Source organism: Dictyobacter arantiisoli, from assembly GCF_008326305.1.
In the GTDB taxonomy this organism is placed as follows: Bacteria; Chloroflexota; Ktedonobacteria; order Ktedonobacterales; family Ktedonobacteraceae; genus Dictyobacter; species Dictyobacter arantiisoli.
In genome coordinates this window covers 13,695-27,144 of the sequence record NZ_BIXY01000060.1, presented here as the reverse complement: position 1 = coordinate 27,144, position 13,450 = coordinate 13,695, and the positions used below count along the sequence as shown (strand labels likewise).

The following is a 13,450-nucleotide window of genomic DNA, read 5'->3' as shown; positions in this document are numbered from 1 at the left end:
AGTTAGATTGTCGCATTGCCTGGATTGCATTACAGAGCACACGTTTTTGGATTGACAATAATAAATAAGACCGTGTGTTACATATGCCGCTGTTGCATCACCATACAGCTATGAAATGTGCGCTGGTCATGGATCAGCTGTGAGTAGATTGAATTTCGTGGTGCACTGCTGCAACACAAATGCATAAATGTGTTCTTTGTTCCCCTCATTATAGCGTAAGAAGAAGGGTGAAGCAAAGCAACACGACATTTGTGCACTCTTCCTCTTCTTCAACGGATGTAGAATCTACGGATGTAGGATCGCATCTGTAGTTTTAAAATGGAGTTTGGCTATCTGTTTGAGCGCTTCCTCTCCATGCTGGCTGACAATCTGACGTCCCTTGATAACAATTTGCGGATGAGAGCCTCCCTTTGGCAGGTCAACACCAATGCTGGCGGATAGACAGCTCAGATGGCGTATAAATTCTACACGAGCCACAATTGAGGCGGCGGCAACAGCGGTATCTTCTTCCGCGCGATGGCGCTGTTCCAGACGTTGGATTATTCCTGTTTTTTCGAGTGCCCGCCGTACCAGTGCCTCATTGCCAAATTGATCCACAATGGCATAGGTGCTCCCGGTCGCGCTGGCAACTTGAGCTATCACGTCCGCATGCGCCTGTGCCAGCAAGAGATTGAGATTGCCGATGCGCTGATAAAGCTCATTATAGTCGGCGGGCAGGTAGACCCGTACTGCGTAAGGACAATGGGTGCGTATCTCATTGGCAATGTTCAGCATCAGTGTGTCGGTGAGTTTCTTGCTGTCGCGTACGCCAAGTTGCAAGAGCCGTTGTTCTGTTTTTTGATCGACATAGACGGCGGCAACCACCAGTGGCCCATAAAAGTCCCCTTTGCCCGATTCATCTGAGCCAATACGCGCTATTCCATTGCTTGCCTGGGTTTTGGAACTGATAGGGGATGCAGTTCTGGTTTCTGTTTGCCCTGTTTGTTGTGTAGCAGGCTTGTTTGCCAGCGTCTGGGTGGGACTCCAGGCTTTCAATGTTGCCTGGAGCGAGCTGGCTTTTCCCTGTACCAGCGTCTTTCCGGTTGTATAGAGTGCTATGGGCACCTTTGATTGACCATCAGTAACCAGAAACTGGTAACCATGGGCGATCTCCTTCTCGTCCACGATTGACCAGTTCTGTTCGGCAATAAATTGGCGCAGATGGTGTACGCTTCTACTTAGTTTTTCCTCAGCCACAACGATCCCTCTTTCGCAGATACTTGCTTTTGTTTGAGGGATTAGTATAGCAAATGTTTTTGGAAAAACTCTAGTGTGGCTTCTATGATCTCCTCAGTACGTGCGTCCTTATCAAGGAGGTCAAAGGAATGTTGTCCGGTAGGATGATTCATCAGAGTGAGTTCAACATTTTGTGCCAGCGCCTCACCGACGAATTGATCAAGGGCGCTATTCAGGACGGGATAGTCTGATCCGGCGCGAGCAATAAAGAGCGGTGGAATATCTGTGGTACGCAATGAGAGCAGATTACTGGCGGAGAATTCGGCGAAGTCGTCTTCAGTAAAGACCGGACGCAGAAAGTCGTTCTCCTCTGCCACACCGCCATACAGAGCCTGATAATAGGCTTGAAGTTCCGTAAGACCATAGTAAGATGACAGGCAGCGGATGTAGTCTGGCGTTTCGTAGAGGGCGATGCGTAGCGCAAAAAAGGCACCGGCAGAGCAGGTCCAGAGACCGATTTTGTTGGCGTCAATATGTAGTTGTGTGCTCTGATCGCGCACATAGGTAATACAATCGTCGATGTCATTAGCTCTCCCAACGACGTTGCTCAATCCTTCTGTGGAGCGGTGATTGGCTGTGATGGCGATCATGCCAGAGGCAGCGATCAGTTTGCCCCATGAGGTGTACTGTGGATGGTCTTTGATATGTTTAAGAATGCTGACCGGTGCATCTCCGTGAATAAAGATCACGGCCGGAAGCGGTTTGTGTCGCCGATAATCCGTGGGATAATAGACGTCAAAATAGAGATCTTCTCCATCGACGTTCTTATAGGCAATATTTTTATGGACATGAACCTGATCCATCTGTGGAATGCTATAGACAACTGGTTGCGCATAACCAGCTAATGCTTCTTGTTCATCTGGCTGTTGTTCTGGCGACATAAATCTTCCTTCCTTATCGAACATTTGTACCATTTCAGTAGTATAGCATAAAATAGTATCGTTTGGAACCTGGGGTTAAGGATCCTTAACCGAGGTCTCTCCTTTTTATTCTAAATGATCTTGCTGGAAACGGCATGGATAGTAATAACTACTTTGCGCCGCTTCTATCTGGCTGGTTTTCCAGAATGGTTCCGCATCATTAGCCATCTTGCGCGTTTGCTTGCCAAAACCGTTTTGCGCGTGCTATTCTCGTACATATGGTCTAGTCTGTGTTGTTTATTGTACAGAGGAGGCGCGTTGTTATGGCGTTGGAGGGGGAGAGTAGTGTCACACCGCAGCGACGAATGTTGGTCCGTCGCGCGCATGATTTGTTGGAAACGATGGGGAAGCCGGTTACTGAAGAGGCGTTAATTCGCCATCTCTTCGGGGCTGATGGCAATCAACACCTCTGGAGAGTATTGCTGCGGCAGACGTTACGTAGCTCGACCCTGTTTGTAGAGCATGTCGACAATGAGATAAGTGAAGAGAAGCAGTGGTCATTAACTGCCTGGCAGCATACCCGGCGCACTCTGGATCAGGTTGAGTTTGTCGTGATCGATACAGAAACCACAGGACTACGTCCAGGAATTGATCGCGTGATTGAGGTGGCGGCTGTGCGTGTACGCGGTGGTAAAATTATTGACTCTTATCAAAGCCTGCTTAATCCGCACCGCCATCTCCCACCATTTATCGAACGCTTTACCGGGATCACCCAGGCGATGGTCAGCGAAGCTCCAGATGCGGCACAGATCATGCCAGTGTTATTGGATTTTATTGATGGTGCGCCGTTGGTAGGACATAATGTTGGCTTCGATTTGAATTTTCTTTCCGCTGAAGCCGATCTATTGGACCTCTCATTTCAAGTGAAGGGTTTTGATACTATTCCCCTGGCTCGACGCTTTCTGCCCGGTCTCAAGCGCTTTAAACTGGATATGGTGGCTGCATATCTACAGATCCAGACACACAATCGCCATCGAGCTTTTGGGGATGCTGAGGTCACAGCCGAAGTGTTTAATCGTATCCTGGCCCTGGCCCAGCAACAAGGGATTGTAACGCTCGGCCATTTGCAGCGCCGCATCCAATTACCAGTAGCCTGGAGTGGCGATATTGAGCAAGCGACGCTTAAAGAGCAACAGCAGGCGCGTTCTGATATTGGTATGAACACACAGGCTATCGTACGCCCCAATGGAAACCTCTTCCTCAATCCAGCCTGGAAGCGCGATTTTCCCACTCGCCCTGGTGTCTATCTCATGAAGGATGCGAGGGGTCAGGTGATTTATGTCGGTAAGGCCAAGTCTTTGAAAGACCGTCTTTCCTCCTACTATAGCCAGCCTCTCGGCTATACACGTAAAATGGATGGCCTGTTGCAAAGCGTTAAAGAGATTGAGACGCGGGTACTGAGTTCCGAACTTGAGGCATTATTAGTGGAGTCGCGGTTGATTAAAGAACTGCAACCAGTCTATAATGTGCAGCTACGAAATTATGAGCTTTATCCGTTTATCAAAATTGATGTGCAGCATGATTTTCCACGCGTGTATGCGACACGCGAGGTTGCGGCTGACGGAGCACGCTATTTTGGTCCTTTCCGCAGTCGGCGTATGGTTGATCTGACCATCGAATTGATCCAGAAGATATTTCCCGTACGAACATGCACGCGTTCCCTGCCGCCAAGCGCAAAACCCTCCGATCCTTGCCTACGCTTCCATCTGGGGCGCTGTAGCGCGCCCTGTCGTGGTGGAGCTGATATGGAGGAGTATCAGCGTCTTATTACTCAGATTTGCGCCTTTCTGGGTGGCGAAAGTGAAGATTTGTTAGAGCGCCTGCGCAGACAGATGCAGGAAGCGGCTCAGAATCTTAACTTTGAGCGTGCCGCCTGGCTACGGGATGCTATCCGCAGTACCGATGAGGTATTAATCGGGCAGCGTTTGATCACCGGAGCAGTAGAAGCTAACAACCTCTTTATCATCTATCCCTCGGCACTGGAAGATTGTAATGAGATCTTTTTAATCCGCCATGGTCGCCTGGTGGAACAGCGTAGCGTCTATCATGATCCCCTGTTGATGCAGGAAGCTATCAATAGTTTGTTGCAGCGTGCCGCTCGCTCGGGGATGCCACCTACGGTTGTTGGCAAAGCGGAAGTGGATCAAATTAATATTATCAGTCGTTGGATTCATTATCACAGTCAGGATCGGGCTTTTTTTCCTTTCCAGCAGGCCCTCTCGTGTGAGGATGAGGTTACTGCTTTGATCCAGCGTATTTGGGAAGAGATTTCGTTGGTGCGGTCTGCATCTATTACGGAGGCAAGCGTAGACTCAACAATGCTCACAGTTGGGACTACTCTAATGGGCGATGATGCGTTATAATGAGCGCTGACTCGATTGCGGGGAGAGTGTTCTGCCCTGCGTAAAAATGAGGCCCCGGCTCAACTATTCTGAGGTATGTCTGAGCATCGAGAAGCGTATGTGAGCGGGTTTTTTGATATCTTATTTCAGGAGCTATTGTGCTATGTTGTTGTCAGATAAACGTATTGTGGAAGAGTTGAAAAACGGCAATCTTATTATCGAGCCATTTAATGAGCGTCATCTGGGGCCAAATTCCTATGATTGCCGTCTGGGCGATTGGTATTTCCAGGGTGATGCCAACATTGAAGTCATGCATCTGGATATCCCGGATGAGATTCGTGGCTATTGGGGTGAGCCACGGCAGGCGAAGGATGGTGTCATCGCGATTCGCCCTGGCACAACCATTCTGGCTCATACCCAGGAGATCATCGGCGGCCATAACGGCTACCTGGCAAAAATGTATTCGCGCAGTACGGTGGCGCGCTCGGGTTTGTCGGTTTGTCGTTGCGCGGGCGTTGGGGATGTTGGCTATATTAGCCGCTGGACCATGGAGATCAGCAATCATACCCAGACCACCATTCTGGTCCCGGTGGGCTTCCGTATCTGTCAGATGACCTTTGAATATGTGGGCGAGACGTTAAAAGAATATCACGGTAAGTATGGTACCCACGATCAGCAATGGACTCCAGAGGACATGTTGCCCAAACCATATTTCGATTGGGACTATGATATTTATCGCACAGACCGTGTACACTAAGTAACTGTTGATCCTTTTTCCAGAGATATAAGCAAGGGAGTTTTGCAGTGATGGAGCGCGGATATTTTATCTCGTTTGAGGGTCTGGATGGCGCAGGCAAGACGACTCAGTTGGATTTATTTGAAGGCTGGCTGGAGCGCGAGGGATATCCATTTGTACGTACTCGTGAGCCAGGTGGTACCTCACTGGGTGTTGAGATTCGCCGACTGCTTTTTCAGCATCCCGAATTGACTATTACTCCCCTTGCCGAGGCTTTTTTGTTCCAGGCGGATCGAGCGCAACATTTTGAGACGCTGATCCTGCCTGCACTGGCTGCCCATAAAGTGGTTGTCTCCGACCGCTGTTTTGACTCCAGTATCGCTTATCAAGGGGCCGCGCAAGGCGTAGGTACCGAATTGATAGAGTATCTTTCACGCCTCGCCACACAGGGGCACGCTCCTGATCTCACCTTTTTCCTCGACCTTGATCCTGAACTGGTGCATCTGCGCACCAGCAAAGCTCACGACGCTCGTGGACAACGGGAAGAACAAAGTCGTTTCGATCTGGCGTCAGTTGCCTTTCATACGCGCCTGCGGCAGGCCTTTCTAACCCTGGCTCAAGCTTATCCGCAGCGAATGAAAATTATTGATGCTTCTCAGCCACCCGAGCAGGTTCATCAAGATATTATTCTGCTCACTCAACACCTCTTTCAAACGTCTGTGGCTTAAGATTCTGGTTTTGTGCTGTCATTTGTAGGGAGCATAGTATTTGAACACTTTTCAAAAAAATTGACTTGCATTGCTATAAACTCAAAAATGTTGTATTTTGTACTTATTATCGGATGAGTTTGTGTTATGCTCCCCTTTTTCTCTGAATACTTGCAGCATTCTTCTGAGTTGGATCGTATTACCCTTAGCGAAAGAATTTATTAAGAGATATATTTGTGTGCGCAAGGGTTCACGACTTTTCTCTGTGATTATAATAGCGCGAGAAGGATAAATAGTATGGGCCAAATTGACTGGCAGCGAAGACGCGATGTTTTAATCTGCGTCATCTGCATGGGTATTATTATATGGACGCTATGGATACTGGTAAACCAATTTATCATAGCAATCCTGTTACTGTTGCTCTCTATGACGGTAGCCTTCTTAATTACACCATTGGCTAATTTTTTTACAAAACATGGATTGCCACGTTTATTCGCCACTATCATATCCTATATCTTAGTATTGGTGGTGATTGGTGCTTTGTCTTATTTACTAGTATCTTCTTTTGTTGGTCAGGTAACGGTTTTCTCAAGTACCATAGTAGATTTTACAAATAATATTCCAGAAAGGTATAGTGCACTTCTGGATTTTTTACGTGTGCAGGCACATATTCCACAAGCTCGTATTGATCAAACGATAGGACAGTTTAGCTCACAGGTGTCGAGTTTCACAAATGCTGCCGTGAATAATACTATCAGTTTTGTGCTGGTTTTGACCAACACCTTCTTGAACTTTTTGATTGTTTTGATGGTCAGTTTTTATCTTACTCTGGATGGTAAACGAATTCGCGATAGCATTATAGAGATTCTACCCAAGCGCTCGTTATCCAACGCATTATTGTTTGAGGATGCATTGACACGCGTTGTCGGCAACTACATCCGTGGGCAATTGACGCTGGCGGTGATTATTGGCGTGGCGGTGGGACTTGTGTGCTCCTTTACTGGTCTGGGACAGTTTGCCTTGATTTTCGGAGTGCTGGGTTTCCTCTTCGAGACAATTCCTATGGTTGGACCATTCCTGGCCTCTATCTCGCCGCTGATTGCTTCGTTGCTGTTGCCCGATCCTTTTCCACGCACGCTGATTCTGGTCGTCTGTTTTGTGCTGATCCAGATTCTGGAGAGCAATATTCTGGGACCGCGTATTGTGGGTCATGCAGTTGGGTTGCATCCTGTTGTGTCAATTATGTCTCTGGTGGTATTTGCCAAGTTGTTTGGCGATTCGTTTGGAGCCTTTGGGGGTGCGATTGGTGCGCTGGTGGCAACACCGCTGGTGGCAGCGGCCTGGGTTGTGGTCGCCAGTCTTTATCGTTCGGCACGTGGCGAGACTGCGGATCAAATGTTGTCTCGGAAGCGCGCTCCCTGGGCTTTGAAGCGGCCGTTACGCGCCTCTCCGACTACTACTGCAAGTACCAGTGAGCGCGTACGCCGAAGAATCACACTGCCACGTGTAGGAGCGAGAAGTAAATATATTTCTGTGAATGCTCCTCAGCGATCGGGACGTGATTCCTCTACTGAACCTGTGTCTGAAGAGGAGCAAGATCCTGCCATCGCCCATCCTCAACCCACCACTGAGCACAACTATTCTGCGGATGAGAAAAACTAAACGCTCTGTTTGACAAAAAGGGGAAAAGGTAGAAATTACCGAAAATGATAAGGTCATCTGCCTTCTTATTACAAAAATATCCTGCAGCCCGGCGCTGGTTTATCGCGTCGGCCGTGGTGAGCCTGCTGTTTTTTATCTATACAGCTATGTATGCGACCGGTATATTGAATCAATCTACAGTAGAAATTGAGCGCTGGTTGGTCGGACGTCCAATTACTCGTTTGGATTGCTCTTTCTTGATGTGGCGCCAATTGGGTGAAGCACCGATGACGGCGGTTGTGTTATTGCTTTTGGGTGTGGTCTGCGTTTTGGCAGGTCATCGCAAGCGTGTGTTGGTTTATTTGTTGGGATTACTTTTTCTGGCGGTTGTGATAGAAGTAGTAGGGAAGATGCTATTTACGTTGCCTTTACCACCCAATTTGCGTTCAGGTATGACTGTTTTGACCTGTCCGCAGATGCAAGGCCAACCTTTCTCGGTACATCTGGCTGCGGGCCTGGGTTTATTGGGGCAGGTGCCCAATCCACCAGGTCAGCAGGTGAATTGGGCTCATACCGTTTCTCAACTGCCATTGCTCCCTTCGACAGGGGATAGTGAGAATAGCTTTCCGGGTGGTCATGCGATGCGCTGGTGCCTGACTGGTCTGGTGCTGGCCTGGATCTGCGCACGCTATCTACGTCCACGCTGGTCAGGCAGAATCTTAATGGTCATCTGTGGGCTGGGAGCTTTTCTGGGCGGTTTTATGCAAATGTATATCGGCGTGCATTTTATCACCGATACAATTGCTGGCTACTTGATCGGTGTGGCGTTGGGTTGTTGTGCTATCGGCATCCTGATCATGAATGATACCAAAACGCAACCTGTTCGCCCGGTTATTCCTGTACAAGATGGCAATCCCGCTATAGATGTAGCGAGTGAGCATAGTTTTTCAGGTCAGCGACGGTAGCTACATTATCTTTCTTTGATTGGGGCCACTTGTACATAAGATTTACAGGGTTTCAAGCCATTTCTTTCGATGGCGAGCTTCGCGGTAGTCAGGCTCGATCTGCAGAGCCTTTTCAACGGCTTGCAATGCGGCCTCTTTATGACCAAGAATACCTTCAACCCAGGCTTTGCCATCCCAGGCCTGTACATACGATGGATTGTGTTGGAGGGCCTGTTCGAAATCAGACAGTGCATCCGTATAGTTCGCGAGCATAGCCTGGCAGGTGCCCTGTGCATACCAGGCCTCCGCATTGCTATCATCGAGCTTGACGGCACGCTGGGCTGCTTTTAGCGCCTCGACATAACGGATGGAATTAGAAAGTTGTTGGCTATAATCAAGCCAGAAACTGGCCTGTTTCTTGTTGGTATCCTCAGTTGTCATCAGTCTTTCCTTCTATGATATCTGCTGCTGGCTTTGCCAGTATGTGAGTGCCTGTTGATAGGCATCCCAGGTATCTACATCATGATTAATCATTATCTCATCAGTTTCAATGGTGACCAACTCCTGTTTATGGCGGGCGATGACACTTTTACCACCTTCGTCACCACTGATCATTCCCAATTCTTCCCAGAGTTCTCTCCCAAACAGCACCGGATTGCCACGTTTGCCGTGGTAACTGGCGGCGATAATCGATTGGCCTGTCTTGTGTCTGGTCTTGATCAGCTCATCGATCAATGCGGGACTCATGAAAGGCTGATCGCCAAGTAAAATAATCGCGCTATCGATGGTTGGTCGTGGAATGAGGATCTGCAGTGCCAGACATAAAGAAGTGCTCATTCCTTGCTGGTAAGTGGGATTGTGCAGGAGCATCGTTTCTTTCTGTAAACTGTCACGTATGGCGTTCTCTATCTGTTCTGCTTGATGTCCCAGCACGAGCAGGATAGGTGTCGCCTGTGAGCATTGTACGGCATCAAGTGTATGGGCCAGGATGGGACGACCCCCTAATGGCAAGAGTAACTTATGCTGTTCATGATTCATGCGGCTGGATTTACCAGCCGCAAGGATGATAGCGGCAGTTGTCTGTACTTCTGGCATTGCGTTTCCTCTCTCCTGATAACTGGAGCGATTAGACATCCCGATGGCATCTCTTTTGAAATACTATAGTATTTCCCTGCAAAAGGAAATATGCAGTTTGTCGCTGATGTTATAATAACAGCCAGGTATTCTCATAATGATAAAAAGGGCTGGCAATGCTGCGGGTTTGCGGCATGCCTGACGTATCTGGTAGAATGCTTGGAATTGGCCTCCTCCGGGTTACGGCTGTGTCGTATTCCTTCCCGGTCGTTGTTGGCACACGTTCAGGAGTTGAGAATGTTAGATACCCCACACATACACGAAGATGGCGCTGTGGCGCTGGACGCTGAGACACAAGCAAAATATGAACATCTTCAGGCAATTTTGCGTGATATGGAGTCTGTCTTGATTGCCTATTCGGGCGGCGTGGATAGCGCGCTCTTGCTCAAAGTCGCCTATGATGTACTTGGTGAGCGCGCACTGGGAGCCATCGCTTCTTCACCTGCCTATGCTGCTGAAGAGACTGATGAGGCTGTTACAGTGGCGCATCAGCTGCATCTTCCTTTGATTACGTTGGAAACGCACGAGATGGAAGATGAGCGCTATGTTAAAAATGACGTAAATCGTTGTTACTTTTGTAAGACAGAACTCTTTTCGCATCTGGTGCCGCTGGCAAAGCAGCGTAATATGCGCTACATTGCCTATGGCGTCAATAAAGATGATGATGGCGATTATCGTCCGGGACAACGTGCTGCACGCGAGTTTGAAGTTCGTGGCCCGCTCAAAGAAGCAGGTATGGGCAAACGCGAAATACGCGCTATTGCTCGTATGCTTGGTATGCCCGTCTGGGATAAGCCTGCCATGGCCTGTTTTTCCTCCCGTATCCCTTATGGCAGCAGGGTAGATGTAGCTTCGCTGCAAATGGTGTACAAGGCTGAGAAACTCTTGCATGAACTTGGTTTTCGCCAGTTGCGCGTGCGTCATCACGATAAAATTGCCCGCATCGAAGTTGAGCGTTCTGAGATTCCGCGTCTGGTGGAAGAAGAGATGAGCCGTACCGTTACTGATGGTTTGCGCAAGATCGGCTATACCTATGTCACAGTTGATTTGTTGGGGTATCGGACTGGCAGTCTCAATGAGACGTTTATAAAGAAAAAGAAAACGTCGTAGTGGTATAATTTACGCATAACGATTGTACAATGATTACTTCTTCCCGGTCAGGGATGCACACCACATTGACCATCAGATAACAGGATAAAGATATTATGCCAGAGCGTGTTATTTACTTTGACCATGCTGCTACCACCGCGTTAGATCCGCGTGTACTTGATGCAATGTTGCCGTATTTGACAACGGAATATGGCAATGCCAGCAGCATTTATACTATGGGACGCCATGCGATGCAGGCTATTGATCATGCCCGCGAACAGGTAGCGAGCCTGATCCATTGTCGCCCCTCTGAAGTTGCTTTTGTCGGCTGTGGTAGCGAAAGTGACAATCTGGCGATTAAAGGTATGGCATTTGCCTCCCAGAAAAAGGGTAACCATATCATCACCACACCCATCGAGCATCATGCCGTGTCGCATACCTGCAACTATCTGGAGCGCTTTGGTTTTAACACAACATATCTTCCCGTTGATGAGTTTGGCCGTGTCGATCCCGAGGATGTGGCACGCTCAATTACCGATCAGACAGTACTGGTATCGGTGATGTATGCCAACAATGAAATTGGAACCATTGAGCCGATTGCTGAGATTGGACGTATCTGTCGTGCGCGTAAAGTCCCTTTTCATGTGGATGCTGTGCAGGCAGGCGGGGCCTTGCCGTTAGATGTTACCGAGTTAAAGGTTGATCTGCTCTCATTGTCTGCCCATAAGTTCCATGGTCCAAAGGGCATGGGTATTCTCTATGTCAGGCAAGGAATGCGCATCTTGCCACAGTTGCAGGGAGGATCACAGGAGCGTGGCCGTCGCGCAGGCACTGAAAATATTGCGGGTATTGTTGGGACTGCCACAGCCCTGAAGCTAGCCTACGAAGAAATGCCACAAAAGACACCTCGCATTCAAGCGTTACGTGATCGCTTGATTGAGGGTATCTTACAAATCCCTCGGAGCCGTCTGACAGGCCATCCTACTGATCGATTACCCAATAATGCTAGCTTTGCCTTTGAAGGTGTTGAGGGCGAATCGATATTGCTAAATCTCGATATGTTAGGGGTGGCGGCTTCGACTGGTTCGGCCTGTACCTCGGGTTCAGTTGATCCTTCGCACGTATTGATTGCCATTGGCTTGCCACCTGAGTGGTCACATGGGAGCCTGCGCTTGACTCTGGGTAAAAACAATACCGAAGAAGAGGTGGATACGATCATCTCTGTCTTGCCCGGTATTATTGAACGACTGCGTGGTCTGGGTATCTAATCTAAACATTTATCTCTCGTATCACCTTATTGTTTCATGTATCCGATTTATGTTACTATGGAAGCAGACGTAATAATGGCTGTGCTAAATGCATACCATGGGTACAATCAATGAGGCTCTTCCAGGATTCAAGGGTACTGTGTGCCATGCATTGCTATGTTGATGCACGACTCTTGTTCAAAAGAGAGGAAAAGGTAAGATAAAGTATGGATTCCCTCAAGCACGAGATTTTGTCGCAACGCGTGCGTCAGATCAAACCTTCTGGCATTCGCAAATTCTTTGACATTATTAATACCATGCCAGATGTCATTTCATTGGGAGTGGGTGAACCGGATTTTGTAACGCCAGAACATATTCGTCAGGCCGGTATTGCGTCGATTCAGGAGGGACGTACACAATATACATCGAATCAAGGCACTCTCGCATTGCGGGAAGAGATTGCGCTTATGCTGCAGCGCCGCTATGGATTGAGCTATGACCCTGTCTCGCAATTGTTGGTCACAATCGGTGTGAGCGAGGGACTCGATATTGCATTGCGCGCTATCCTTGATCCAGGTGATGAAGTAATCTGTCCTGACCCCGGCTATGTCGCCTATGAGGCCGGTATTATTTTGGCGGATGGTGTGTCGGTTCCAGTTCCAACTTATGCACAACATGGTTTTGCTGTACGGGCCGCTGAAATTGCTACAGCGATTACACCCCGTACCAGGGTCATTCTCATTGGCTCACCCAACAATCCGACCGGCGCAGTCATTCCACGTGAGGAGCTTGAGGGCATTGCCAGGTTGGCGATAGCCCATGACTTAATCGTGATCAGTGATGAGGTTTATAGTCGTCTGGTCTACGGCGTCGAGCATGTGAGTATTAGCGCGCTCCCTGGCATGCAAGAGCGTACGATTCTCCTGGATGGTTTCTCGAAGGCGTATGCGATGACTGGTTGGCGCATTGGCTATGTAGCTGCTCCAGCTTATCTTTTGAGTGGAATGTTGAAGATCCATCAGTACACGATTATGTGTGCGGGAACTGCTGCGCAAGAGGCGGCGCTCCAGGCTCTGCGTCATGGAGAGGAAGATGTCGTGCGTATGCATGATGAATATGCCCGCCGTGGGAAGATGCTGGTTAGTGGCTTCAATCGGATTGGCTTACCGTGTGGCGAGCCGCATGGAGCATTCTATGCCTTTCCCTATATCGGGAATACTGGTTTGAGCGATGAAGAGTTCGCCGAAAAGTTACTGCTTGAGGAAGAGGTAGCAGTGGTTCCTGGTAGCTCATTTGGTGCTGCGGGTACTGGTTATGTACGAGCTGCCTATTGTACTGCGTACGACAAATTAGAGGCTGCGCTGGTACGTATCGAGCGTTTCATTAAGAAATATGCCTGAACCTGACGCAGCCAA

General features: G+C 48.7%; 12 protein-coding genes. 8 read left to right on the top strand and 4 right to left on the bottom strand.

Annotated elements, in window-relative coordinates; genetic code table 11:
• Positions 1–285 precede the first annotated feature (285 nt).
• Both rnhC and F1593_RS18300 read right to left on the bottom strand, forming a co-directional pair.
• Positions 286–1,236: a ribonuclease HIII gene (gene rnhC / locus F1593_RS18305; RefSeq protein ID WP_172632234.1), complete on the bottom strand. Its 951-nt coding sequence runs from the start codon at positions 1,234–1,236 to the stop codon at positions 286–288.
• A 41-nt stretch (positions 1,237–1,277) separates the two neighbouring features.
• Positions 1,278–2,156, bottom strand: coding sequence for an alpha/beta hydrolase family protein (locus tag F1593_RS18300; RefSeq protein ID WP_172632233.1), 879 nt, complete (start codon positions 2,154–2,156; stop codon positions 1,278–1,280).
• Positions 2,157–2,458: 302 nt separating this feature from the next.
• Here F1593_RS18300 and F1593_RS18295 point away from each other — a divergent pair, with 302 nt between their 5' ends.
• From F1593_RS18295 to F1593_RS18275, 5 genes are all read left to right on the top strand, one after another.
• Positions 2,459–4,558, top strand: a complete 2,100-nt coding sequence (locus F1593_RS18295; RefSeq protein ID WP_149403012.1) for an exonuclease domain-containing protein — start codon at positions 2,459–2,461, stop codon at positions 4,556–4,558.
• A gap of 142 nt (positions 4,559–4,700) precedes the next feature.
• Positions 4,701–5,294, top strand: a complete 594-nt coding sequence (gene dcd, locus F1593_RS18290) for a dCTP deaminase (RefSeq protein WP_149403011.1) — start codon at positions 4,701–4,703, stop codon at positions 5,292–5,294.
• 50 nt (positions 5,295–5,344) lie between these two features.
• Positions 5,345–6,001 (top strand): dTMP kinase, encoded by a 657-nt coding sequence (gene tmk / locus F1593_RS18285; RefSeq protein ID WP_149403010.1) that lies wholly within the window; start codon positions 5,345–5,347, stop codon positions 5,999–6,001.
• 276 nt (positions 6,002–6,277) lie between these two features.
• On the top strand, positions 6,278–7,642 hold the full coding sequence (locus F1593_RS18280; protein WP_149403009.1) for an AI-2E family transporter: 1,365 nt from the start codon (positions 6,278–6,280) through the stop codon (positions 7,640–7,642).
• Positions 7,643–7,686: 44 nt separating this feature from the next.
• The gene (locus F1593_RS18275) at positions 7,687–8,586 is read left to right on the top strand and encodes a phosphatase PAP2 family protein (protein WP_149403008.1); all 900 of its coding nucleotides are present in this window, start codon (positions 7,687–7,689) and stop codon (positions 8,584–8,586) included.
• A 42-nt stretch (positions 8,587–8,628) separates the two neighbouring features.
• Here F1593_RS18275 and F1593_RS18270 read toward each other — a convergent pair whose 3' ends face one another.
• The gene (locus F1593_RS18270; RefSeq protein WP_149403007.1) at positions 8,629–9,006 is read right to left on the bottom strand and encodes a tetratricopeptide repeat protein; all 378 of its coding nucleotides are present in this window, start codon (positions 9,004–9,006) and stop codon (positions 8,629–8,631) included.
• 12 nt (positions 9,007–9,018) lie between these two features.
• On the bottom strand, positions 9,019–9,660 hold the full coding sequence (locus F1593_RS18265; protein WP_172632232.1) for a nucleotidyltransferase family protein: 642 nt from the start codon (positions 9,658–9,660) through the stop codon (positions 9,019–9,021).
• A gap of 276 nt (positions 9,661–9,936) precedes the next feature.
• Here F1593_RS18265 and larE point away from each other — a divergent pair, with 276 nt between their 5' ends.
• The 3 genes from larE (at position 9,937) to F1593_RS18250 (ending at position 13,435) form a co-directional block, all read left to right on the top strand.
• The gene (gene larE / locus F1593_RS18260; RefSeq protein WP_149403005.1) at positions 9,937–10,809 is read left to right on the top strand and encodes an ATP-dependent sacrificial sulfur transferase LarE; all 873 of its coding nucleotides are present in this window, start codon (positions 9,937–9,939) and stop codon (positions 10,807–10,809) included.
• Between the two features lie 95 nt (positions 10,810–10,904).
• Positions 10,905–12,056 carry a cysteine desulfurase NifS gene (gene nifS / locus F1593_RS18255; RefSeq protein ID WP_149403004.1) on the top strand — a complete coding sequence of 384 codons (1,152 nt, stop codon included), beginning with the start codon at positions 10,905–10,907 and terminating at the stop codon, positions 12,054–12,056.
• A 206-nt stretch (positions 12,057–12,262) separates the two neighbouring features.
• Positions 12,263–13,435 carry an aminotransferase class I/II-fold pyridoxal phosphate-dependent enzyme gene (locus F1593_RS18250; protein WP_149403003.1) on the top strand — a complete coding sequence of 391 codons (1,173 nt, stop codon included), beginning with the start codon at positions 12,263–12,265 and terminating at the stop codon, positions 13,433–13,435.
• Positions 13,436–13,450: the final 15 nt, after the last annotated feature.

Coding starts and splice junctions, on each gene's coding strand:
- F1593_RS18300 (WP_172632233.1), bottom strand. CDS start 2,156: ATGTCGCCAGAACAACAGCCAGATGAACAAGAAGCATTAGCTGGTTAT.
- F1593_RS18295 (WP_149403012.1), top strand. CDS start 2,459: ATGGCGTTGGAGGGGGAGAGTAGTGTCACACCGCAGCGACGAATGTTG.
- dcd (WP_149403011.1), top strand. CDS start 4,701: ATGTTGTTGTCAGATAAACGTATTGTGGAAGAGTTGAAAAACGGCAAT.
- tmk (WP_149403010.1), top strand. CDS start 5,345: ATGGAGCGCGGATATTTTATCTCGTTTGAGGGTCTGGATGGCGCAGGC.
- F1593_RS18280 (WP_149403009.1), top strand. CDS start 6,278: ATGGGCCAAATTGACTGGCAGCGAAGACGCGATGTTTTAATCTGCGTC.
- F1593_RS18275 (WP_149403008.1), top strand. CDS start 7,687: ATGATAAGGTCATCTGCCTTCTTATTACAAAAATATCCTGCAGCCCGG.
- F1593_RS18270 (WP_149403007.1), bottom strand. CDS start 9,006: ATGACAACTGAGGATACCAACAAGAAACAGGCCAGTTTCTGGCTTGAT.
- F1593_RS18265 (WP_172632232.1), bottom strand. CDS start 9,660: ATGCCAGAAGTACAGACAACTGCCGCTATCATCCTTGCGGCTGGTAAA.
- larE (WP_149403005.1), top strand. CDS start 9,937: ATGTTAGATACCCCACACATACACGAAGATGGCGCTGTGGCGCTGGAC.
- nifS (WP_149403004.1), top strand. CDS start 10,905: ATGCCAGAGCGTGTTATTTACTTTGACCATGCTGCTACCACCGCGTTA.
- F1593_RS18250 (WP_149403003.1), top strand. CDS start 12,263: ATGGATTCCCTCAAGCACGAGATTTTGTCGCAACGCGTGCGTCAGATC.